20 protein-coding genes and 1 pseudogene are annotated in these 21,643 nt (G+C 71.2%); 10 read left to right on the top strand and 11 right to left on the bottom strand.

The features are described from left to right. Positions 1-28: 28 nt before the first annotated feature. Positions 29-163, top strand: a pseudogene (locus tag ACGFNN_RS28775) (DUF1345 domain-containing protein); the annotation flags it as partial. A gap of 12 nt (positions 164-175) precedes the next feature. On the opposite strand, the gene ACGFNN_RS28770 reads toward ACGFNN_RS28775, so the two are convergent. The 6 genes from ACGFNN_RS28770 to ACGFNN_RS28745 all read right to left on the bottom strand — a co-directional run bounded on the left by ACGFNN_RS28770 (position 176) and on the right by ACGFNN_RS28745 (position 6,145). Next, complete coding sequence (locus ACGFNN_RS28770; protein WP_393560229.1) at positions 176-2,482, bottom strand: FdhF/YdeP family oxidoreductase; 2,307 nt, start codon at positions 2,480-2,482, stop codon at positions 176-178. 48 nt (positions 2,483-2,530) lie between these two features. Next, the gene (locus tag ACGFNN_RS28765) at positions 2,531-3,049 is read right to left on the bottom strand and encodes an SRPBCC family protein (RefSeq protein WP_393560227.1); all 519 of its coding nucleotides are present in this window, start codon (positions 3,047-3,049) and stop codon (positions 2,531-2,533) included. A gap of 205 nt (positions 3,050-3,254) precedes the next feature. Then, a complete protein-coding gene (locus tag ACGFNN_RS28760; protein WP_393560225.1) occupies positions 3,255-4,013 on the bottom strand; it encodes an anti-sigma factor domain-containing protein in 759 nt (252 codons plus the stop codon). Further along, positions 4,010-4,594 (bottom strand): sigma-70 family RNA polymerase sigma factor, encoded by a 585-nt coding sequence (locus ACGFNN_RS28755; RefSeq protein ID WP_362552050.1) that lies wholly within the window; start codon positions 4,592-4,594, stop codon positions 4,010-4,012. Before ACGFNN_RS28755 ends, ACGFNN_RS28760 begins: the two co-directional genes overlap by 4 nt. Before the next feature lie 124 nt (positions 4,595-4,718). Next, on the bottom strand, positions 4,719-5,186 hold the full coding sequence (locus ACGFNN_RS28750; protein WP_393560223.1) for an ABA4-like family protein: 468 nt from the start codon (positions 5,184-5,186) through the stop codon (positions 4,719-4,721). Then, positions 5,183-6,145 (bottom strand): hypothetical protein, encoded by a 963-nt coding sequence (locus tag ACGFNN_RS28745; protein ID WP_393560222.1) that lies wholly within the window; start codon positions 6,143-6,145, stop codon positions 5,183-5,185. The genes ACGFNN_RS28750 and ACGFNN_RS28745 overlap by 4 nt, the downstream gene beginning before the upstream one ends. 104 nt (positions 6,146-6,249) lie before the next feature. On the opposite strand from ACGFNN_RS28745, the gene ACGFNN_RS28740 reads away from it, so the two are divergent. Then, the gene (locus ACGFNN_RS28740; RefSeq protein ID WP_393560220.1) at positions 6,250-6,900 is read left to right on the top strand and encodes a MerR family transcriptional regulator; all 651 of its coding nucleotides are present in this window, start codon (positions 6,250-6,252) and stop codon (positions 6,898-6,900) included. Between the two features lie 117 nt (positions 6,901-7,017). Here ACGFNN_RS28740 and ACGFNN_RS28735 read toward each other — a convergent pair whose 3' ends face one another. Both ACGFNN_RS28735 and ACGFNN_RS28730 read right to left on the bottom strand, forming a co-directional pair. Then, positions 7,018-7,860, bottom strand: a complete 843-nt coding sequence (locus tag ACGFNN_RS28735; RefSeq protein ID WP_393560218.1) for a siderophore-interacting protein — start codon at positions 7,858-7,860, stop codon at positions 7,018-7,020. 57 nt (positions 7,861-7,917) lie between these two features. Then, positions 7,918-8,826: a 5'-3' exonuclease H3TH domain-containing protein gene (locus ACGFNN_RS28730; RefSeq protein WP_393560502.1), complete on the bottom strand. Its 909-nt coding sequence runs from the start codon at positions 8,824-8,826 to the stop codon at positions 7,918-7,920. 262 nt (positions 8,827-9,088) lie between these two features. On the opposite strand from ACGFNN_RS28730, the gene ACGFNN_RS28725 reads away from it, so the two are divergent. The 4 genes from ACGFNN_RS28725 to ACGFNN_RS28710 all read left to right on the top strand — a co-directional run bounded on the left by ACGFNN_RS28725 (position 9,089) and on the right by ACGFNN_RS28710 (position 14,313). Next, positions 9,089-10,186 (top strand): glycine betaine/L-proline ABC transporter ATP-binding protein, encoded by a 1,098-nt coding sequence (locus ACGFNN_RS28725; RefSeq protein WP_393560216.1) that lies wholly within the window; start codon positions 9,089-9,091, stop codon positions 10,184-10,186. Next, entirely contained in the window at positions 10,179-12,803 is a 2,625-nt protein-coding gene (locus ACGFNN_RS28720; protein WP_393560214.1) for an ABC transporter permease/substrate binding protein, read from the top strand. Before ACGFNN_RS28725 ends, ACGFNN_RS28720 begins: the two co-directional genes overlap by 8 nt. 241 nt (positions 12,804-13,044) lie before the next feature. Beyond that, entirely contained in the window at positions 13,045-13,590 is a 546-nt protein-coding gene (locus ACGFNN_RS28715; RefSeq protein WP_393560212.1) for a helix-turn-helix domain-containing protein, read from the top strand. A gap of 12 nt (positions 13,591-13,602) precedes the next feature. Continuing rightward, entirely contained in the window at positions 13,603-14,313 is a 711-nt protein-coding gene (locus ACGFNN_RS28710; protein ID WP_393560210.1) for a helical backbone metal receptor, read from the top strand. Here ACGFNN_RS28710 and ACGFNN_RS28705 read toward each other — a convergent pair. Continuing rightward, positions 14,252-15,406, bottom strand: a complete 1,155-nt coding sequence (locus tag ACGFNN_RS28705; protein WP_393560208.1) for a TDT family transporter — start codon at positions 15,404-15,406, stop codon at positions 14,252-14,254. The genes ACGFNN_RS28710 and ACGFNN_RS28705 overlap by 62 nt on opposite strands. A gap of 70 nt (positions 15,407-15,476) precedes the next feature. Between ACGFNN_RS28705 and ACGFNN_RS28700 the strand changes: the two genes are divergently transcribed. Beyond that, positions 15,477-16,421 carry a LysR family transcriptional regulator gene (locus ACGFNN_RS28700; RefSeq protein ID WP_393560206.1) on the top strand — a complete coding sequence of 315 codons (945 nt, stop codon included), beginning with the start codon at positions 15,477-15,479 and terminating at the stop codon, positions 16,419-16,421. 38 nt (positions 16,422-16,459) lie between these two features. Here ACGFNN_RS28700 and ACGFNN_RS28695 read toward each other — a convergent pair whose 3' ends face one another. Next, the gene (locus ACGFNN_RS28695; RefSeq protein ID WP_393560205.1) at positions 16,460-17,182 is read right to left on the bottom strand and encodes a gamma-glutamyl-gamma-aminobutyrate hydrolase family protein; all 723 of its coding nucleotides are present in this window, start codon (positions 17,180-17,182) and stop codon (positions 16,460-16,462) included. A gap of 111 nt (positions 17,183-17,293) precedes the next feature. Beyond that, positions 17,294-18,022: a FadR/GntR family transcriptional regulator gene (locus ACGFNN_RS28690; RefSeq protein ID WP_393560203.1), complete on the bottom strand. Its 729-nt coding sequence runs from the start codon at positions 18,020-18,022 to the stop codon at positions 17,294-17,296. A 74-nt stretch (positions 18,023-18,096) separates the two neighbouring features. On the opposite strand from ACGFNN_RS28690, the gene ACGFNN_RS28685 reads away from it, so the two are divergent. From ACGFNN_RS28685 to ACGFNN_RS28675, 3 genes are read left to right on the top strand one after another with little or no spacing between them, the layout of a single operon-like run. Further along, positions 18,097-19,458 carry a glutamine synthetase family protein gene (locus ACGFNN_RS28685; RefSeq protein ID WP_393560201.1) on the top strand — a complete coding sequence of 454 codons (1,362 nt, stop codon included), beginning with the start codon at positions 18,097-18,099 and terminating at the stop codon, positions 19,456-19,458. 8 nt (positions 19,459-19,466) lie between these two features. After that, the gene (locus ACGFNN_RS28680) at positions 19,467-20,831 is read left to right on the top strand and encodes an aldehyde dehydrogenase family protein (protein ID WP_393560199.1); all 1,365 of its coding nucleotides are present in this window, start codon (positions 19,467-19,469) and stop codon (positions 20,829-20,831) included. Positions 20,832-20,837: 6 nt separating this feature from the next. Further along, complete coding sequence (locus ACGFNN_RS28675; RefSeq protein WP_393560197.1) at positions 20,838-21,629, top strand: 3-oxoacyl-ACP reductase; 792 nt, start codon at positions 20,838-20,840, stop codon at positions 21,627-21,629. Positions 21,630-21,643 lie beyond the last annotated feature (14 nt).

The following is a 21,643-nucleotide window of genomic DNA, read 5'->3' as shown; positions in this document are numbered from 1 at the left end:
CAGCGTGCAGGCGCGCTGCTCGGCCGGGAGGGTGTCCGACAACGACGTGTCCAGCCCGGTGATCCGCGCGATCGTCCTGCGCCACACCCTGCTGTCGTACGTGTTCGGCACGATCATCCTCGCCACCGCCATCAACCTCGTCGCAGGCCTCGTCACCGGGTGACGGACCGCGCGCTCAGCCGGTCCCGCGCACCGCTGCCGTCGGCTCCAGCCGCACGACCATGCTCTTGGCGGTCGGCTGGTTGCTGGCGTCGGCCACGCTGTCCAGCGGCAGCAGGACGTTCGTCTCGGGGTAGTACGCGGCGGCGCATCCCGGAGAGGTCGGATAGGGCACCACCGTGAAGTCCTCCGCGCGGCGCTCCTCACCCCCGGCCCAGACACTCACCAGGTCGACGTGGAGCCCCGGTGACAGCCCGAGCCTGGTGACGTCCTCAGGGTTCACCATGACCACGCGCCGGCTGCCGTGGACACCCCGGTAACGGTCGTTGTCCGTGTACGGGACGGTGTTCCACTGGTCGTGCGAACGCAGGCTCTGCAACAGCAGATGCCCCTCGGGCGCCTGCGGCATCACCCAGTCGTTGCAGGTGAACATCGCCTTGCCGGTGACCGTCGCGTAGACCCCCTCGTTGACGGGGTTCGGCAACTGGATGCCACCAGGCCTGGCCACCCGGCGGTTGAAGTCGTGCAGCCCCGTCACGACACGGGAGATCCGGTCCCGGACGACGCCGTAGTCCGCCTCGAACTCCGCCCAGGGGATACCGGATCTGCCGGAGAGGGTCCGGACGGCGAGGCGGCAGAGGATGGCGACCTCGCTGAGCAGGACCTTGGACGCCGGCTCCAGGCGGCCGTGGGAACTGTGCACCTCGCTCATCGAGTTCTCCACCGTGACGAACTGCTCGCCCGTCGCCTGGATGTCGCGTTCCGTGCGGCCGAGCGTCGGCAGGATCAGCGCGGTCCGGCCGCACACCGTATGGGAACGGTTGAGCTTGGTGGAGATGTGCGCGGTGAGGCCGCACCGTCGCATGGCTTCCTCGGTGACCTCGCTGTCCGGTGCGGCTTGGACGAAGTTGCCCGCGACGCCCACGAACACCTTGATCCGGCCCTCGCGCATCGCCCTGATCGAGTTCACCGCGTCGAGCCCGTGGGCACGCGGCGGTTCGAAGCCGAACTCGTCCCCGAGCGCGTCGAGGAAGGAGTCGGGCATCTGCTCCCACACGCCCATCGTCCGGTCGCCCTGGACGTTGCTGTGCCCGCGTACCGGGCAGACCCCCGCGCCGGCCCTGCCCAGGTTCCCGCGCAGCAGCAGGAAGTTGACGATCTCCCGGATCGTGGGCACCCCGTGCTTCTGCTGCGTGACTCCCATGGCCCAGCAGACGATCACCCGCTCGCTGCGCAGGACCTCGTCCCGGACCTGCTCGATCTCCTCCCGGGCCAGCCCGGTCGCGGCGAGGACGTCCTCCCAGGCGATGGAGCGGGCGTGACGGGAGAACTCCTCGAAGCCGCTGGTGTCGGAGCCGATGAAGTCGTGGTCCAGGACGGTACCCGGACGCTCGTCCTCCGCCTCCAGCAGCATCCGGTTCAGGCCCTGGAACAGGGCGAGATCGCCGCCGCTGCGGATGTGGAGGAAGCGGTCGGCGATCTGGACGCCGCGCCCCACGACCCCGCGCGCCTGCTGCGGGTTCTTGAACCGGAGGAGTCCGGCCTCGGGCAGGGTGTTCACGGCGATGATGCGAGCGCCGTTGTCCTTGGCCTCCTCCAGCGCCGAGAGCTGACGCGGATGGTTGGTGCCGGGATTCTGGCCCACCACGAAGATCAGATCGGCGTGGTGGACGTCCTCCAGGCTCACGGTGCCCTTGCCCGTGCCCAGGGTCTCGTGCAGGGCGAACCCGCTGGACTCGTGGCACATGTTGCTGCAGTCGGGGAGGTTGTTGGTGCCGAAGGCCCGGGCGAACAGCTGCAGGAGGAACGCGGCCTCGTTGCTGACCCGGCCCGAGGTGTAGAAGACCGCCTCGTCGGGGGACGCCAGCGCCTTCAGCTCCTCGGCCAGCAGCCCCAGAGCCTCGTGCCAGCTGATCGGCTCGTAGTGGTCCGAGCCGGGGCGCTTGACCATCGGCTCGGTGAGCCGGCCCTGCTGGTTGAGCCAGAGATCGGACCGCCGGCCCAGTTCGGAGACCGTGTGCTCGCGGAAGAAGTCGGCCGTGACGCGCCGCGACGTCGCCTCGTCGTTGATGTGCTTGGCACCGTTCTCGCAGTACTCGTTCAGATGCCGGTGCCCGGGGGCCGGATCTGCCCAGGCACACCCGGGGCAGTCGATCCCGTCCACCTGGTTCATGTTCAGCAGCGTCAGCCCGGTCCGCCTGGCCGACGTCTCGGAGAGCGAGTACTCGAGGGCGTGCGTCACCGCGGGCACGCCCGCCGCCCACTTCTTGGGCGGAGTCACGGTGAGTTGTTCGTCCTGCTCCTCGCGCGGGGCCTTCTTCATCGGACGTGCCCTCTCACTCTCGTGCTCTCTCGCTGCCGGACGGGCCGGTCAGCCGACGGGCCAGTGGGGGACCCGGCTCCTGGCCGGCTCCCGCTCCACGGGCCGGACGTGGCCGTTGTGGATGGTTCCGCGCCAGGCCCCGCCCTCGCGCCCCATGCCTTCGATGAACTCCCTGAAATGGCCGAGTTCGGCCCGGACCACACGGCCCGTGAACTCGTGGAGCCGGGCGCGGGGCCCCGAGGCCGCGTGCGGCCCGTCGTCCAAGAGAAGGGACACCGCCGTGCCCCCGGACGCCGTCGCCCGGAACGACACCTCACCCCGGTGGGCGAGACGCCGCCCCAGGCTCCGCCACGCCACCAGCTCGTCGGGTCGCTGCTCCACGATCTCCGCCTCGAACTCGTGCCGCAGCGGGCCGAACCCCACCACCCAGCGGGTGAGGTTGGGGCGGATCTGCTCGACCGACTTCACGGCCGTCATGAACCGCGGAAAGCTCTTGAACTGCGTCCACTGGTTGTAGGCGGTGCTCACCGGCACGGCCACTTCGATCGTCTCTTCAACGGTGCTCATGGGCTCACCCGTCCTCAGGTGCCGTGGGCCGTGCCGCCGCGCGCCCGGCTGCCCACCCGGCAGGGCGCACCACCGACCACCCTGCACCCGCCGCACGAGCACCGCCACTCCGCACGGCAGAGCCCCGGGGCGCGGCCTCCGCACGAGAACGTACGGAGACACGCGCACCGGGGCTCCGGAGCGGTTACGGGGGACGGGTCTCGGATCAGGCGTCCCGGAACTCCATCACGGCCAGGGGCTCGGTGGTCGGCTGCTCGGAACCGCCCTCCGGCTCGATGGTGATGCCCATGCCGGAGGCTCCGTCCACGGGACCGTCCAGCAGCACGGCCTCGTCGGTCGCCGACGGGTTCATCAGACCGGCCGGGCGCATCACGCCCCCGTCGTCGTACCAGAGTTCGTAGACCTTGCCGCTGGGCGGCTGTGCCAGGTCCGAGGCGAGGAACACCGCCCGGTCGACGCTCCTGGAGACGACCACGGTGCCCCGCGCTCCGTCCGCCAGCTCCGACGCGGTCGTCGCGGCGTCGGGCGCGGTGAGGACCTGAGCCACCTGCGCGTTGTGCTCCTGGGCCCGTGTGGCCTCCTGCCGGGCGTCCTGCGCGACCTGGTTCTGCCAGACGGCGACCCCTCCGAAGGCCGCCGCGGCGGCGACGCACGCGGCGAGGGCGTAGCTGGTCCACCGGCCGGCCCGGCCCGTGGGTGAACCCCCGGAGCGCATTCCCCGCCCCTGGGACGGGGTCTCCTGCCGAACGGTCGTGATCTCCCGCAGCACCCGTTCCCGCAGGGGCGGCGGCGGGGTCGCGGAGACCGCGAGCCCGAGCCGTGCGGCGGTGGCGGACAGCTCCCGCACCTCCTGGGCGCACGCCTCGCAGGCGCTCAGATGCCGCTCGAACGCCAGGCGTTCGTCGTCCGGCAGCGCGTGCAGGGCGTAGGCCCCGGTCAACGTGTGCAGCTCGGCCGTGGTCATGCGCTCACCCCCAGGCAGTCGCGCAGCCGGATCAGTCCGTCACGCAGCCGTGTCTTGATGGTTCCCAGTGGTACGGAGAGCAGCTCACCGACCTCCCGGTAGGTCAGCCCTCGGTAGTACGCCAGCGTCACCGACTCACGCTGGAGTTCGGAGAGCGTCCGCAGACAGCGCCGGACCTGCTCCCGCTCCAGGCGGCTCTCGACCTGCTCCGAGACCTCGTCGAAGTCCGGGGTGCGGTCGAGCAGCGCCGCCTTGTGCTCACGGGCCGCCGTGGCCTCGGCCGACCTCACCCGGTCCACCGCCCGGTGATGCGCCAGCGTCAGCACCCAGTTCATGGCGCTGCCGCGGGACGGCTGGAAGCGCGGGGCGGTCCGCCAGACCTCCACCAGCACCTCCTGGGCCACCTCCTCCGACTGCGCGGGGTCGCGGAGCACGCTCCGGACGAGACCCAGAACCGGCCCGCTGACATGGTCGTACACCTGGGTGAAGGCGTCCTGATCGCCACGGGCGACCTGGACCAGCAGATCCTCCAGGCCGGGGCCCGGCGAGCGGACCCCACTGATGTGTACGGCTTCTCTCACGCGGACGGTCCTCCCGGAGCACACAACGGTTTCGTCTTTGATTCGGAGCCGGACCCCCGGCGGATTGGTCCTGGGTCCCGCGCACACGTGCGGAGACCGGGCTCAGCGGGCTCCCGGGCCGGGCTCAGCGGGCTCCGGGGCCGCCGGGGTCCGGTGCGGACGGTTCCGGCCGAAGCCTGGATCCTACGGCCATTCGGATGACGAGGAAGGCCATCCACCCCACCGGGGACAGCAGAACCGTCAGTACCAGCAGCGGACCGGACACCAGAGGGGAGAGCCCCAGCCGGCGCGAGCGCAGGAAGATCCACTGACCGATCAGCAGGTCCCAGGCGATGATCTGCGCCCACACGGCGCCGGCACCGTTCGCGAGGGCGGTGAGCTCACGGAAGGTGTCGATGTCGGGGCTGCTGACCGCCGCCCAGAGCTCCGGAAGGACCGGAACGGCCATCACCGCCCACAGCGTGAGCACCGGCAGCACGGTGAGCGGTGAGGCGGCGACGCGCCGCGTGAGGTGCCACCCCGGTGCGAAGATCATGAGCAGCCAGAACGGCGCCGCCGCCAGGAACGTGACCTCGAAGAGTGCCCCGGTCACCGGACCAGCTCCTTCTCCGGCGTGCCGGTCCGTCCCGGCCGTGTCCCCGGTCGCAGCGCCGTCACGAAGCCGGCCGCCGTGGCCACCCCGATCGCCGCCGCGGCGGTGAGCGTCGCGCCCTCCGGGTGGATCAGCGGTTCGCCCCGGAGCGCCTGCCAGGTCAGGAGCGCGACGAGGGCCGCGTAGGCGCCGCAGGCGACCCTCGCCAGGCGCAGCCGTACCAGCGGGTCGCGCAGTAGGGCGACCCGTGGCGCGAGGAACAGCAGTACGAGCAGGAACAGCGGCAGCGCCTGCAGGGCGTGCATGCCGACGAAGTGCGGGATGCGCAGGTCGCCACCGGTCGTCGACCAGCCCGTGAGCGCCATCGAGGGTCCGCCGTCCGGTACGCCCACCGCGTGCGCTCCGACCACGTCGGCGCTGTCGAGACCGCCCGCCGCCCGCTGTTCCGCGGAGGGGCGGGTCATCAGGAAGCCGATCGCGGCTCCCGCCAAGGCCAGCAGGGCACCGGACCTCACGGTCCAGGCGGAGGCGCGGTCGCCGATCCGGGCCCTCAGGAGCAGGAGCGCGATGACGAGGGTGCCCGCCCAGAGGATCACCACCGTGACGGCCATCGCCTGGTACAGCATCGAGTCGAGCGGGGTCGCGTTGTTGAAGTGACTGCGCTTCCCCCTGATCACCTGTCCGGTGATGATCGCCATCTCTCCCGCGCAGGCCAGTGTGACGACGGTGCCCGCCCGACGGCCCGCGCGCCGGCCCCGCGTCAGGAGCGTCAGCATCCACGCGAGCGAGAGCGCGTACGCGACGAACGAGACGGCGAACTTGAAGGGCTTGGCCCAGATCGGCGCGCCCGCGAGCACGCGTTCGTCCACCACCATCCCGACGGCCGCGACGACGGCCGTCACCGCCATCGATGCGGCGAAGAGGACTAAGGGCCGGTGCCAGGTACGCCAGGACTGCATGGATCCCCCTGAGAGCTTATGGATAGTGGCACTGTCCACTATCTGATAGGGGGACTATCTATGATGGGCTTCGCCTTGGCAAGCTCCTGGAGGGTGAACACGCAGTGCGCATCGGTGAATTGAGCCGCAGGTCCGGCGTCCCGGTACCGACGATCAAGTACTACGTACGGGAGGGACTGCTGCCGGCGGGCGAGCTGACCAGCCCGAACCAGGCGCACTACGGCGACGGGCACGAGCGTCGGCTGCGGCTGATCCGGGCTCTTCTGGACGTCGGCGGGATGTCGCTCTCCGCCATCGCGGAGGTGTTGGAGGCGGTCGACGATCCGGGCCAGCCGGTGCACATGGTGCTCGGTACGGCAGCCGGGCGCATCATCCCCGAGGAGCCGGAGACCGGCGAGGACGGCGAGCCGGAGGTGGCCGAGGCCCGGGAGGAGGTCGCCGCCCTGGTGGCGCGGCGCGGCTGGCTGGTGAACGCGGACAACCCGGCGGCACGGTCCCTCGCGGAGGTGCTGGCCGCGCTGCGCAGGGCGGGCCACGGCGCGTTCGTCGAACTGCTCGACGCCTACGCGGACGCCGCCGAACCGGTGGCGCGGATGGACCTCGACTACGTCCGGCGGCGGGTCGCCCGGGAGGACCTCGTGGAGAGTGTCGTCGTCGGGACGGTGCTGGGAGAGGCCATGTTCGGGGCCCTGCGGCGTCTCGCCCATGTGGACGCCTCCGCCCGCGCCTACCCGGACGGGGCGGGGGAGGGCTGAGCCCTTCCCGGGGGCTCCGGACAAGACGGAACCCGGTCGATCCGCAGGGACGACCGGGTTCCGTCGGTGGCGGGGAAGGGGCCGGTGCTACCGCCGTCCTTCAGGGCGGCGAGGATGTCAAGCGGCGCTCTGCTCCTCGCGCTCCACCTGCTCGTTCCACTCACGCTTGACCGCGCGCCACGCCTCGTCGTCCTGGCCCAGGCGCCAGTAACCCGAGATCGACAGCCGCGAAAGGGGAATGCCGCGCTCCAGGCGGAGGTGGCGCCGGATCTCCTTCACGAAGCCGGCCTCGCCGTGCACGAACGCCTGGACCTCGCCCTCGGGGAACTCCAGCCCGCGCACCGCCTCGACGAGCGCCGCGCCGACCGGGCGGTCGCCCCGGTGCAGCCAGGTCACCGTGACACCGTCCGGCGCCACGAGCTTCTGCTCCTCCGAGGCGTCCGGGACCTCCACGAAGGCGTGCGCCACGGCGCCCTGCGGCATCTGCTCCAGCGACGCCGCGATGGCCGGGAGCGCGCTCTCGTCGCCCACCAGCAGATGCCAGGCGGCCGAGGCCTGCGGGGCGTAGCCGCCGCCGGGGCCCAGGAGGGTCGCCAGGTCGCCGGGGACCGCCCGCGCCGCCCAGGGGCCGGCCAGCCCCGCATCGCCGTGCACCACGAAGTCGATCGCGAGCTCACGCGCCGAGGGGTCCCAGGAACGGACCGTGTAGGTGCGGGTGGCCGGCCACAGCTCGCGCGGATACTCCTCCCGGATCGCCGCCATGTCGAAGGGGTGGGAGTACTCCGCGCCCTCCGGTGCGAAGCACAGCTTGACGTAGTGGTCGGTGTAACCGTCGAGCTCGAAGCCGGCCAGGCCCTCGCCGCCGAGGACCACGCGCACCATGTGTGGGGTGATCTGCTCGGTGCGCAGAACCTGGGCCCCCCGTGCCTTCGGGGTCCGGCGTTGCGGCTGCTCTGCCACGTGGTTCTCCCTGCTCTGAGCATGCGTCTTCGACTTAGGTATACCTAAGCTAGCACCTCACGCCTGGAGCGTGACGAGCAGGCGCTGTACGGCGTTGCCCAGGCCCCACCTCGCCGTGAGGGCCTCCAGCGCGGCGGGGTCACGGGGTTCACGGGGGAGTGCCGGGGTGAAGGCGGGCAGGGGGACGTCACCGGCCACCCGGACCACCTTCGGCGCGACCGCGACGTAGTCCCGGGCCTCGTCGAGCCGCTTGCGCTGGGACGGCGTCAACCGGGCGGAGGGGTCGTCCACCGCGGCCATGATCCCCGCCAGGTCGCCGAAGGCGTCGAGCAGCTTCGCCGCCGTCTTCTCGCCGATTCCGGGCACGCCCGGCAGTCCGTCGCTGGGGTCGCCGCGGAGCAGGGCCAGATCGACGTATCCGGCTCCGTCCACGCCGTACTTGCCGCGCAGCCAGGCCTCGTCCGTCACCTGGAGCGTCCCCACGCCCTTGAGGGGGTACAGCACCCGAACCTCGCGCGCGTCGTCGACCAGCTGGTAGAGGTCGCGGTCCCCGGTCACGATGTCGACCGGGCCGGTGGCGCGCCCGGCCAGGGTGCCGATCACGTCGTCCGCCTCGTACGACTCGACGCCCACGCGGGCGATGCCCAGGGCGTCGAGCACCTCCTCGATGACTGGGACCTGCGGCGAGAGGGTGTCGGGGATCTCCTCCTCGTCCGGGACGCCGCCCGCGGTCTCGACCGCTACCCGGTGGGCCTTGTAGGTCGGGATCAGGTCGACCCGCCACTGGGGACGCCAGTCCGCGTCCATGCAGGCCACCAGGTCGTCGGGGCGGTGGTCCTGCACCAGCCTGGCGATGAAGTCGAGCAGTCCGCGCACGGCGTTGACCGGGGTGCCGTCCGGTGCGCGCACCGAGTCCGGGACGCCGAAGTAGGCGCGGAAGTAGAGGGAGGCGGTGTCGAGGAGCATCAGGCGTCGCGTCACACCCCAGATGATGCCGCACCCCACCGACAGCGAGGGCGGGTGAGGCGTTCGGTTCCCGTTGCGGCCGTTTCGTTCGAGTGAACTGGATCACACAGGTGTTTGGGTCGCGTAAGCAGGGGCAGGCGCGGCACCGGAGCGGATCACGTCCATTTTCCAGTGCGCACGTGCTCTGCGGGAAGATTCCGCGCCGCTCCACGGTCTGCCCGCGGGGGTGGCGGACCGTTTCGGTTCAACGCGTGAGGTGTATGTGTCAAGGCTGCAAGCGGAACACCTGTACAAGGTGTTCGGCAGACGACCCGATCAAGCCGTGCGGAAGCTCCAGGGCGGTACCCACCGTGACGAGCTGCGCGCCGACGGAACGACCGCAGCGGTGATCGACGCCTCGTTCACCGTGGAGCCGGGCCAGATCTTCGTCGTCATGGGACTCTCCGGATCCGGTAAGTCCACCCTGCTGCGGATGCTCAACGGTCTGCTGGAGCCCACCGCGGGCCGGGTGCTGTTCGACGGTCAGGACCTGACCGCTCTCAGCCCCCGCGACCTGCGTGAAGTCCGCTCCACCAAGATCAGCATGGTTTTCCAGCACTTCGCGCTCTTCCCCCACAGGAGCGTGCTGGAGAACGCCGCCTACGGCCTCGAGGTCCAGGGCGTCCCGCGTGCCGAGCGCGAGTCCCGCGCTGCGCAGGCGCTGGAGCTGACCGGCCTCGCCGGCTGGGAGAAGTCCTGGCCCGACGAGCTGTCCGGCGGCATGCAGCAGCGTGTGGGCCTGGCCCGCGCGCTCGCCACCGACGCCGACCTGCTCCTCATGGACGAGTCCTTCAGCGCGCTCGACCCGCTGATCCGCCGTGACATGCAGGACCAGCTCCTGGAGCTGCAGAAGCGCCTGAAGAAGACGATCGTCTTCATCACCCACGACCTCAACGAGGCCATGCGCCTCGGGGACCAGATCGCGGTGATGCGGGACGGCGAGATCGTGCAGCAGGGCAGCGCCGAGGACATCCTCGTCCGCCCCTCCAACGACTACGTCGCCTCCTTCATCCAGGACGTCGACCGGTCCCGCGTCCTCACCGCAGGTTCGATCATGGAGGCGCCCGAGGAAGGCGTCTCCGACAAGGACCTGCTGGCCGAGGCCCCCGCGACCGTCACCTCGGAGACCCCCATCGCGGAACTCTTCACCCCCTGCTCCACCAGCGGCGCCGCCGTGGCCGTCACCGGAGAGGACGGCGACGTCATAGGCGTCGTCCCCCGTGACCGGCTGCTCGCCGCGCTCGGCGAGGAACCGCAGGTGGACGCCCCGGCCGAACAGGTCCCGGCGCAGCGTGCGGAGAAGGTGACCGCCGATGCCTAGGCTGACCTTCGGATCGTGGGTCGAGAACGCGGTCGACTGGCTCCAGTCGAACCTCACCTGGATCTTCGACTTCATCAAGACCGTGCTCGGCGGCATGTACGACGGCGTCAACGCCGTGCTGAGCGGCGGCGAACCCCTGCTGATGGCCGGGATCTTCGCCGTGATCGCCTTCTGGCTGCGCGGGATCGTCCCCGCGGTGCTGACCTTCGCCGGCTTCGCGCTCATCGACTCCCTCGCCCTGTGGGACGAGGCGATGGCCACGCTCTCGCTGGTCGTGGTGGCCGCGGTCATCACCATCCTGATCGCGGTGCCCACGGGTATCTGGGCGGCGCGCAACAGCCGGGTCAGCTCCGCGCTGCGGCCGGTGCTCGACGTCATGCAGACGATGCCCGCCTTCGTCTACCTGATCCCCGGCGTCATGTTCTTCGGCGTCGGTGTCACCCCCGGTGTGATCGCGACGATCGTCTTCGCGATGCCGCCCGGTGTCAGGATGACCGAGCTCGGCATCCGCCAGGTCGACGGCGAGCTGGTCGAGGCCGCCGCAGCCTTCGGTACCACGCCCAAGCACACCCTCACCCGGGTGCAGCTGCCGCTCGCCCTGCCGACGATCATGGCCGGGATCAACCAGGTCATCATGCTGGCCCTGTCGATGGTCGTCATCGGCGGCATGGCCGGCGCCGGCGGCCTCGGTGAGAAGGTCTACGCCGCGATCACCCAGCTCCAGGTCGGCCTCGCCGCCGAGAGCGGTATCGCCGTCGTCATCCTCGCCATGTACCTGGACCGGATGACGGGCGCGCTGAACGAGCGCGTCTCCCCCCTCGGCCGCCGCGCCGCGGCCAAGGCCGCCGCCGGAGTCCGCAAGCTGCGGTTCACGCACTACAAGCCGGGCACCGCCGTCGCGATGACCGGTGTCATCGTCCTCGCGCTCGTCGCCGGCGGCCTCAACATCGCCGGGTCCTCGGACTCGAAGGGTGTGCAGGCCGGCGGTACGGACGTCGGCAAGGGCGAGAAGATCAACATGGGGTACATCCCCTGGGACGAGGGCATCGCCTCCACCTTCCTCTGGAAGGAGATCCTTGAGCAGCGCGGCTTCGAGACCGGGATGACCCAGCTCGACGCCGGCCCCCTCTACTCCGGTGTCGCCCGCGGTGACATCGACTTCCAGACCGACTCCTGGCTGCCGACCACGCACAAGGACTACTGGGACAAGTACAGCGACCAGCTGGACGACATGGGTTCCTGGTACGGGCCGACGTCGCTGGAGCTGACGGTTCCCTCGTACGTCAAGGGCATCGACTCGCTCGAGGACCTCAAGGGCCAGGGCAAGAAGTTCGACGGCAAGATCATCGGGATCGAGTCGAGTGCCGGGATGATGGGCACCCTCAACAAGAAGGTGCTCAAGGAGTACGGCCTGGACGGCGAGTACAAGGTCGTCTCGTCCAGCACCTCCTCGATGCTCGCCGAGCTCAACGCCTCCATCAAGAAGAAGGAGCCGGTCGTGGTGACCCTGTGGTCGCCGCACTGGGCCTACAGCAAGTACGACCTGAAGAAGCTCAAGGACCCGAAGGGTGCCTGGGGCAAGGGCGAGCAGGTCCACACCGTCGCCCACAAGGGCTTCGCGAAGAAGTCCCCCACGGTCGCCAAGTGGCTGAAGGACTTCAAGCTCGACGAGAAGCAGCTCACCAGTCTCGAGAACGAGATCCAGGGGGCCGGCGAGGGCAAGGAGCAGGACGGCGTCCGCTCCTGGCTGAAGAAGAACCCCGGTCTGGTCGACAAGCTCGCCCCCGTGCCCGGTGGAGCCGGGAAGCAGGGCAAGGACGCCGGCAAGACGGTCAACCTGGGGTACTTCCCCTGGGACGAGGCCATCGCCAGCACCTACCTCTGGGAGAACATGCTGGAGGACCGGGGATACAAGACCTCGGTCAAGCAGCTCGACCCGGGCCCGCTGTACACCGGGCTTGCCCAGGGGCAGCTCGACGTCCAGTTCGACTCCTGGCTGCCGACGACGCACAAGGACTACTGGAACAGATACAAGGACGACCTCACCGATCTCGGTTCCTGGTACGGGCCGACGTCGCTGGAGCTGACGGTTCCCTCGTACGTCAAGGGCATCGACTCGCTCGAGGACCTCAAGGGCCAGGGCAAGAAGTTCGGCAACAAGATCATCGGGATCGAGTCGAGCGCCGGGATGATGGGCATCCTGAACGACAAGGTGCTCAAGGAGTACGGCCTGGACGGTGAGTACAAGGTCGTCTCGTCCAGCACCTCGTCGATGCTGGCGGAGCTCAACCGGTCGATCCAGAAGAAGGAGCCGGTGGTGACGACCCTGTGGTCGCCGCACTGGGCCTACGCGAAGCACGACCTGAAGAAGCTCAAGGACCCGAAGGGTGCCTGGGGCAAGGGCGACGAGATCCACACCGTGGCCAAGAAGGACTTCGGCAAGGACTTCCCGGAGCTCACCGGCTGGCTGAAGGACTTCAAGCTCTCCGACACCCAGCTGTCCTCGCTGGAGGCGGAGATCCAGAAGGGCGGCGCCGGTAACGAGAAGGAGTCCGCCCGTCACTGGATGGACGCCAACCCGGACGTGATCGACAAGCTGGCCCCGGTCAAGGGCTGATCCGTACGGACCCGGACGTGGCCGGGACGCGAGTGCGCGCCACCCGCTGATCCACGAGCACCCGCTGGTCCGCCGGCGACTAAGGGGACGGCCCCGGTAGCGAACCGGAGCCGTCCCCTTCAGGCTTGTCCCAAGGAGTCCCCGAAGGTCTCGCGTCCGCCCACTTCCGCTCCATCGCGCGAACGACATGCGTAGGGTGCTGGGAACCGGGAGGATTGGTGATCCGGGGAGGGAGCCGGACATGGACGAGAAGGAAGCCCTTCGGGTGGGTGCCGCGGTCCGCCGACGCCGCAGGACCCTCGGGCTGACGCTGGCGGCGGTGGCCGGGCGCAGCGGGCTGTCCGTGCCGTTCCTCAGCCAGATCGAGAACGAACGGGCCAGACCGAGCCCCCGCTCACTGGACCGGGTCGCCCAGGCGCTCGAGACCACGACCGCGCGCCTCCGTGCCGCGGCCGACTCGGCCCGTGCCGTGGACCTGGTGCGCGCCGAGGAGAGCGACGGCGTGCACCGGCTGGTGCGCGGACGTCACCAGCTCAGCGCGCTGGAGTTCATCGGTGAGCAGGACCTCGGGCGCGAGTTCCAGCACCGCAACGACGAGGTGATGTACGTGGTGGAGGGAGCCGTCGAGGTGGAGGCCGAGGGACAGGCCCACCGCCTGGGCCGCGGGGACACCCTCTTCCTCTCCGGAGGGGTCAGGCACCGCTGGCGGGCCACCGTCGAGGGCACCCGGCTGCTGGTCGTCTCCGTGGCCGAGCACATCGACGCCACCTACGACTCGCGCCGCTGACGGGTGCCGCCGGTGCGGGTCGTCTCCCTGGTCCCCTCGCTCACCGAGGCGGTCGCCGTCACCGCCCCGGGACTGCTGGCCGGCGTCACCGACTGGTGCACCCACCCGGCCGGACTGAGTGCCGCACGCGTCGGCGGCACGAAGAACCCGGACACCGCCGCCGTGGCGGCCCTGCGGCCCGACCTCGTCCTCGCCAACGAGGAGGAGAACCGGGAGCCGGACCTGGCCGCCCTGCGGGAAGCCGGTATCGAGGTCCTGGTCACCGAGGTCCGTACGCTCGACCAGGCCTTCGCCGAGCTGGAGCGGGTCCTCACCGCGTGCGGGGCCGCACCCCGCCCGCGCTGGCTCGACGAGGCCGAGGCGGCCTGGGCGGCGCTGCCGCCCCCGGCCGCACCTCCGCGTCCGGCGGTCGTGCCCGTCTGGCGCCGGCCCTGGATGGTGCTCGGCCGCGACACCTTCGCGGGTGACCTGCTCGCCAGGCTCGGCGTGCGGAACGTGTACGCGGACCATCCCGACCGCTACCCCCGCGTCCCCCTCGACGAACTCAACACCTGCGGGGCCGGACTGGTGGTGCTGCCCGACGAGCCCTACCGCTTCACGGCCGAGGACGGGCCCGAGGCCTTCCCCGGGATGAGAGCCGTACTCGTCGACGGACGCCATCTCACCTGGTACGGACCGTCGCTGGCCGAAGCGGCCGGGGCGCTGGGAGCAGCGCTCCGCTGAACAGCCCGCCCAGTGTCCGTACGCCGGCGACAGCCCAGGCGGTCACCAGCAGCGCGTACAGCGCCACGGCCAGCCAGGTGTACGCGTCGAGCCCGGTGTGCCGGGCCAGTCCCGCCGCACCGGTGACGCAGGTGCCGACGGGGAAGGTGAAACCCCACCACGTCATCGTGAACCGCATGCCGCGCCGCACCGCGCGCACCACCATCGCGGCGGACAGGGCCAGCCACAGCAGGGCGAAGCCCATCACCGGGACCCCGTACAGCACCGCGAACGCGCCGAAGGCCGAGGTGTACGGCGCCCCGATCGCCCCCGGTGCCACATCGGCCAGCTGGTTGACGGCGGTCGTGGACTGCCCCAGCGGCCCGAGCACGAGGAACAGCGTCGGGGTCAGCGCGAGCGGCAGCGGTCCCTGGTGCAGCAGCCTGGCGAAGACCAGAGGCACGACCACCAGCGTCGCCAGCAGGGACAGTCCGAACATGGCGTAGCAGGCCAGCAGCAGTGCCTCGCGCCACTGCCCGGCCGGCAGCTCCGGCACCAGCAGGGGTCCCACGGCCGCCGAGACCATGGGGGCCACCAGCGGCAGCAGCCAGACCGGGGACGCGTCGGCCGGGGCGGGCCGGTGGCGTACGACCATGAGATACGGGATCACCACGGCGGCGGCGAGAGCCGCGACCGTGCCGCCGGTGAACAGCACGGCGTCCACGGCGACGGCCGCGCGGTGCCCGACGAGGTCCCGCCCGACCGCCATCGTGGCGGCTCCCACCGCGAGCAGGGCCATGGGGAGACAGCCGTAGAAGGGGGCGACCGCCGCGTCCCGGAGGTGGGCGCGGGCCTGGTCCCGGTGCAGCAGCCAGTGCCCCGCGCGTGCCGCGAGCACGGTGACCAGCAGGACCGCGGAGAGCGCCCACACCGTCACGCAGACCGTGCGCAGACCCGGCACCCGCACCGGCAGCGCGGCGCCCGCGGTCGCGACGATCGCGGTGCCCATGACCGTCGCGTACCAGTTGGGGCCGACGTGCCGCAGGGAGGGGAGCGGGGGAACGGCTGAGGTGAGGGGGAGTGCCCCGGTCTTGGTCTGCGGAAAGATGGCCATGCCACGATTCTCCGAGTGCCCGCCGCCGGCCACCAGGGAGCGTGCGGCTATGAGGTCATAAGCTGGTCTTATGACCAGTCCGCAGTCCGTGCCGTCCTCCCTGCCCCACCGGGTCCCCGACCTGGGCGCCATGGTGCTCCTGCTCGCCGTGGCGCGGCACGGGAGCCTGGGCCGGGCGGCGAAGGAGGTCGGCATCAGCCAGCCCGCCGCCTCCAGTCGCATCCGGACCATGGAACGGCAGCTCGGGGTGGCCCTCCTGGACCGTTCCCCGAGCGGCTCCCGGCTGACCGACGCGGGCGCCCTGGTCACCGACTGGGCCCGCCGGGTCGTCGAGGCGGCTGAGGCGTTCGACGCGGGAGCCCAGGCACTGCGCGACCGGCGGGACTCCCGGCTGCGGGTCGCGGCGAGCATGACCATCGCCGAGTACCTGCTGCCTGGCTGGCTGATCGCCCTGGGAGCCGAACGCCCGGGCACCGCCGTGTCCCTGCTCGCGGGCAACTCCGCCACGGTCGCGCTGCGGCTGCTGGCGGGCGAGGCCGACCTCGGCTTCGTCGAGGGCCTGTCGATACCGGAGGGGCTGGACGGCACGGTGATCGCACACGACCGGCTCGTGGTGGTCGTCGCCCCCTCCCACCCGTGGGCCCGCCGGCGTACCCCGCTGACCCCCGGCGAACTCGCGGCGACACCGTTGATCCTGCGCGAGTACGGCTCGGGCACCCGGCAGGTCCTGGACGCCGCGCTCGCCGTCCACGGCGGCCTGGCGCGTCCGCTGCTCGAACTCTCCTCGACCACGGCGGTGAAGGGAGCGGCGGAGAGCGGCGCGGGTCCCTGCGTGCTGAGCGAACTCGCCCTGGGGGAGGAGCTGTCGGCCCGGCGCCTGGTCAAGGTCCCGGTCGTGAGCGTACGGCTGAGGCGCCAGCTCCGCGCGGTGTGGCCCTCCGGACACCGGCCCACGGGCCCGGCCCGCGACCTGCTGTCGCTGACCGCCGGAGCCGTGGGGCCGGTACGGGGGTGAGAGCGGGGAGTACGCCGGCCCCCGGTGGTGCGGCCGGCTCAGGCCCGTCCCGCCCCCGTCAGACCCACCCGCGAGCGCGAGGCCTCCACCAGGGCCCGCATGATCCGCAGGTCATCGCTCATCTCGGGGTGCCACTGGACTCCCAGCACCCACTGCGACCCCGGCAGTTCCACCGCCTCGACCGTGCCGTCCGCCGCGTACGCGGACACCACCAGGCCCGGTGCGAGGCGGTCCACCGCCTGGTGGTGGTATGTCGGTACGGACGCCTCCTCCGGTACCAGCGACGCGTACAGAGTCCCCGCCACCGGCGTCACCATGTGCTCGCCGAGTACCCCCGCCTTGCCGAACGGCCCCGCGTGACCGTCCAGATGCTGGGTCAGCGTTCCGCCCAGGGCCACGTTCAGCAGCTGCATCCCCCGGCAGATCCCGAGCACCGGAGTGCCGGCCGCCCGGGCCGCGCGCAGCAGGGCCACCTCCCAGCTGTCGCGCTCGTGCGCCGGAGGGCCGGTCCTGAAGTCGCGCTCCGCTCCGTACAGTCCGGGGTCGACGTCCGCGCCGCCCGCGATCACGAGCCCGTCCAGACGTGCGACGACCTCGGCCGCCCGTGCCGGGTCGTCCGGCGGCAGCAGCGCGGCCAGGCCGCCCGACCGCTGGACCAGCCGTGGATACGCGGAGGGGAGCACCGCCGCCGGGAGTTCCCAGACGCCCCAGCGAGCCGCCGGCTCCAGATAGGTAGTGATGCCGATGAGCGGTTCGTGCATGGCGCGGTCCCTCCGGCGGCCGGTCTGCGGCCGGCCCGGTGCAATGGTGTCGCGTCATACCTTTGTTCGTGCCGGGCCGCCGCGCAAGAGCGGTGATCCGGAAGAGCAAGATCAAGCCAGGAAGCCGCGGAGCAGCGCCGCCGTCCCCGCGCAGTGCTCGCGCATCACCGCGCGGGCCGCCTCCTCGTCGCCGTCGAGCACCGCCTCGACGAGGGAGGCGTGCTGGTGCTGGGAGTGTTCGAGGTTCCGTACCAGCAGGGGCAGGCAGTCCAGCAGGTCGTTGACGTCCGCCCGCACCGCCGCGTAGCGGGCCGCCAGGGAGGGCGAACCGGCGAGCTCGGCGAGCGTCAGGTGGAAGAGGGTGTCGAGCCGGCGGTAGTCGGGCAGAGGTGCCTCGTGTGTCGCCGCCAGAGCTCCCCGCAGCCGGTCCGCGCCCGCGGCGTCGAGGCCGCGCGACGCGCAGAGCCCCACCGCCCCCGACTCCAGCACCTCGCGGAACAGCAGGAGGTCCTCGAGGTCGACGCCGGCCACCCGGCGGCGCAGTTCGTCCCCGTCGGCCGGGGCGCCCGTGCGCGGGAGCACGAACGTACCGCCGTACCGGCCGCGTCTGGCCTCGATCAGACCCTGGTCCTGAAGCACCTTCAGGACCTCGCGCAGGGTGACGCGGCTGATGCCGAGGAGCCCGGCCAGCTCCCGCTCGGAGGGCAGGCGCCCGCCGTCCGGGACCAGGCCGAGCCGGACCACCTGGAGGATCTGTTCCAGCGCCTCCTCGAAGCCGTTGCCGGCGCGGACCGGTCGCAGGCCGTGAGGGAACACGGGGTCACCGGTCTCTTCCGCCACGTCCCGATTCCCTTCCCCCCAATGGTTTTCTCCCATACCTTAAGCCTTCCGGCTGACCGATCGAGGAGCATCCCGTGGCAGACCGCACATCCCCGCTCGCTACCGACGAGCTGCGCCTGCTCGTGGAGCGCGGTGAGATCGACACCGTCGTCCTCGCCTTCCCCGACATGCAGGGCCGGCTCCAGGGCAAACGGTTCGCGGCGTCCTTCTTCCTCGACGAGGTACTGGAACACGGCACGGAGGGCTGCAACTACCTGCTCGCCGTCGACACGGACATGAACACCGTCGACGGGTTCGCCATGTCCTCCTGGTCCAACGGCTACGGCGACTTCGCGATGCGCCCCGACCTCGCCACCCTGCGGCGTGTCCCCTGGCACGAGGGGACCGCCCTCGTCATGGCCGACCTCGCCTGGGAGGACGGCACACCCGTCGCCGCCGCGCCCCGGCAGATCCTCCGGCGGCAGCTGGAGCGGCTGGCCGCCCACGGCCTGACCGCCCATGTGGGAACCGAGCTGGAGTTCATCGTCTTCAAGGACACCTACGAGCAGGCCTGGGACGCCAACTACCGCGGCCTCACCCCGGCCAACCAGTACAACATCGACTACTCCGTCCTCGGCACCGGAAGGATCGAACCGCTGCTGCGGCGCATCCGCAACGAGATGGCCGCCGCCGGGCTCACCGTCGAGTCCGCCAAGGGGGAGTGCAACCCCGGCCAGCACGAGATCGTCTTCCGCTACGACGAGGCGCTCGTCACCTGCGACCAGCACGCCGTCTACAAGACCGGCGCCAAGGAGATCGCCGCCCAGGAAGGTGTCTCCCTCACCTTCATGGCCAAGTTCAACGAGCGGGAGGGCAACTCCTGTCACATCCACCTCTCCCTCCAGGACACCGACGGACACGCCGTCATGGCCGGCGAGGGCGGCACCATGTCCCCGCTGATGCGCCACTTCCTCGCCGGACAACTCGCCGCCCTGCGTGACTTCTCCCTGCTGTACGCCCCGAACATCAACTCCTACAAGCGCTTCCAGCCCGGCTCCTTCGCCCCGACCGCCGTCGCCTGGGGCCACGACAACCGCACCTGCGCCCTCCGGGTCGTCGGACACGGCCGCTCGACGCGCTTCGAGAACAGGCTCCCCGGCGGGGACGTCAACCCGTACCTCGCCGTCGCCGGCATGGTCGCCGCCGGGATCCACGGCATCGAGAACGAACTCGAACTCCCCGACGCCTGCGAGGGGAACGCGTACACCGCCGGGTACGAACAGGTCCCCACCACCCTGCGCGAGGCCGCCGCCCTGTGGGAGGGCAGCGGACATGCCCGCGAGGCCTTCGGCGACGACGTGGTCGCGCACTACCGCAACATGGCGCGCGTCGAACTGGAGGCCTTCGACGCCGCGGTGACCGACTGGGAGCTCCGCCGCTCCTTCGAACGCCTGTGAGGCAGAACGTGACCACCGAACACCGCGTCCTCAACCCGGCGACGGAAGAACTCGTAGCCGTCGTCCACGCCACCACCGCCGCGGAGGTGGACGGCGCCGTCGCCCGCGCCACCGCCGCCCAGCGGACCTGGGCAGCCCTTGCCCCGGCCGACCGTGCCAGGCTGCTGCGCCGCTTCGCCGTCCTCGTGGACGAGAACGCGGAGCGGCTGGCCCGCCTGGAGGTCACCGAAGCCGGCCACACCCTCGGCAACGCCCGATGGGAGGCCGCAAACGTCCGTGACCTCCTGGACTACGCGGCCGGGGGAGTGGAGAGACTGACCGGACGCCAGATCCCCGTCCCGGGCGGTGTCGACCTCACCTTCCTCGAACCGATCGGCGTCGTCGGGGTGATCGCTCCGTGGAACTTCCCCATGCCCATCGCCGCCTGGGGCGCAGCCCCCGCTCTCGCGGCGGGGAACGCCGTGCTGCTCAAGCCGGCCGAGACCACCCCGCTCACCGCACTGGAACTGGCCAGGCTCGCCCTCGACGCCGGCCTCCCCGAACACCTCTTCCAAGTGCTCCCGGGCGCCGGTGACGTGGCCGGCAACGCGCTGGTCGAACACCCGGGCGTCGCCAAGATCGTCTTCACCGGTTCCACCCGCGTCGGGAAGCAGATCATGGCGAGGTGCGCCGGCCGGATGAAGCGGCTGACCCTCGAACTCGGCGGCAAGAGCCCCAACATCGTCTTCGCGGACGCCGACCTCGAAGCCGCCGCGGCGTCGGCGCCGATGTCCTTCCTCGACAACGCCGGCCAGGACTGCTGCGCCCGCTCCCGCATCCTGGTCCAGCGCACCGTCTACGAACGGTTCCTGGAACTGCTCCTCCCGGCCGTCTCCTCCGTCGTCGTGGGTGACCCCGAGGACGAGAAGACCCAGATGGGGCCGCTCATCTCCCGGGCCCAGCTGGAACGCGTCCGCGCGCTCGTACCCGAGGCGGCGGACGGCATCCGGGGCACCGCGCCCAGCGGCCCCGGCTTCTGGTTCCCCCCGACCGTCCTCACCGGGACGGCCCCCGACTCCCCGGTCGCCACCGAGGAGGTGTTCGGCCCGGTCGCCGTGGTGCTGCCCTTCGAGGACGAGGCGGACGCCGTACGCCTCGCCAACGCCACCGCCTACGGGCTCGCGGGCTCCCTCTGGACGCGGGACGTCGGCCGCGCGCTGCGGGTCTCCCAGGCCGTCCGGGCGGGGAACCTCTCCGTCAACTCCCATTCCGCGGTCCGCTACTGGACTCCGTTCGGCGGCTACAAGCAGTCCGGACTCGGCCGCGAACTGGGCCCCGACGCCCTCGCGGCGTTCACCGAAACCAAGAACGTCTTCATCGCCACGGAGGCCTGAGCACACATGAGCACCGACACCGGCGGCGTCTGCCGCCGTCTGACCGGCCGCACCGCCGTCATCACCGGCGCGGGCAGCGGAATCGGCCTCGCCACCGCCCGCAGACTCGCCTCGGAGGGCGCCCACGTCGTCTGCGGCGACATCGACGAGAGCGCGGGACGGGCCGCCGCGGAGGAGGTGGACGGCACCTTCGTACGCGTCGACGTGACCGACCCGGGCCAGGTGGACGCACTGTTCGCCGCGGCGCACGAGACGTACGGCTCCGTCGACATCGCCTTCAACAACGCCGGCATCTCACCGCCCGAGGACGACTCCATCCTCACCACCGGGCTGGAGGCGTGGAAACGCGTCCAGGACGTCAACCTCACCTCCGTCTACCTCTGCTGCAAGGCCGCACTCCCCTACATGCGGCGCCAGAAGCGCGGCTCGATCATCAACACCGCGTCCTTCGTCGCCAGGATGGGCGCCGCCACCTCCCAGATCTCGTACACCGCGTCCAAGGGCGGTGTCCTCGCCCTGTCCCGTGAACTCGGGGTGCAGTTCGCCCGGGAGGGCATCCGGGTCAACGCGCTCTGCCCCGGGCCGGTCAACACCCCGCTGCTCCAGGAACTGTTCGCCAAGGACCCGGAGCGCGCGGCGCGCAGGCTCGTGCACATCCCCCTCGGCAGGTTCGCCGAGGCGACGGAGATCGCGGCGGCCGTCGCCTTCCTCGCGAGCGACGACTCCTCCTTCGTCAACGCCACCGACTTCCTCGTCGACGGCGGAATCTCGGGGGCGTACGTGACCCCGCTCGGCTGAGGAATCCCCACGGG

The sequence above is a fragment of the Streptomyces sp. NPDC048590 genome (genome assembly GCF_043199535.1).
GTDB lineage: Bacteria > Actinomycetota > Actinomycetes > Streptomycetales > Streptomycetaceae > Streptomyces.
Note: the sequence above shows the minus strand (reverse complement) of the source record. Positions and strands in the feature narration are given on the sequence as shown.

What these genes read in the sequence shown, in the direction of transcription:
- ACGFNN_RS28730 (WP_393560502.1), bottom strand. Translation starts at nt 8,826, where the DNA reads ATGCTCCTCGACACCGCCTCCCTCTACTTCCGCGCCTACTTCGGCGTC.
- ACGFNN_RS28715 (WP_393560212.1), top strand. Translation starts at nt 13,045, where the DNA reads ATGGACGAGAAGGAAGCCCTTCGGGTGGGTGCCGCGGTCCGCCGACGC.
- ACGFNN_RS28700 (WP_393560206.1), top strand. Translation starts at nt 15,477, where the DNA reads ATGACCAGTCCGCAGTCCGTGCCGTCCTCCCTGCCCCACCGGGTCCCC.
- ACGFNN_RS28675 (WP_393560197.1), top strand. Translation starts at nt 20,838, where the DNA reads ATGAGCACCGACACCGGCGGCGTCTGCCGCCGTCTGACCGGCCGCACC.
- ACGFNN_RS28705 (WP_393560208.1), bottom strand. Translation starts at nt 15,406, where the DNA reads ATGGCCATCTTTCCGCAGACCAAGACCGGGGCACTCCCCCTCACCTCA.
- ACGFNN_RS28770 (WP_393560229.1), bottom strand. Translation starts at nt 2,482, where the DNA reads ATGAAGAAGGCCCCGCGCGAGGAGCAGGACGAACAACTCACCGTGACT.
- ACGFNN_RS28760 (WP_393560225.1), bottom strand. Translation starts at nt 4,013, where the DNA reads ATGACCACGGCCGAGCTGCACACGTTGACCGGGGCCTACGCCCTGCAC.
- ACGFNN_RS28720 (WP_393560214.1), top strand. Translation starts at nt 10,179, where the DNA reads ATGCCTAGGCTGACCTTCGGATCGTGGGTCGAGAACGCGGTCGACTGG.
- ACGFNN_RS28745 (WP_393560222.1), bottom strand. Translation starts at nt 6,145, where the DNA reads ATGCAGTCCTGGCGTACCTGGCACCGGCCCTTAGTCCTCTTCGCCGCA.
- ACGFNN_RS28695 (WP_393560205.1), bottom strand. Translation starts at nt 17,182, where the DNA reads ATGCACGAACCGCTCATCGGCATCACTACCTATCTGGAGCCGGCGGCT.
- ACGFNN_RS28765 (WP_393560227.1), bottom strand. Translation starts at nt 3,049, where the DNA reads ATGAGCACCGTTGAAGAGACGATCGAAGTGGCCGTGCCGGTGAGCACC.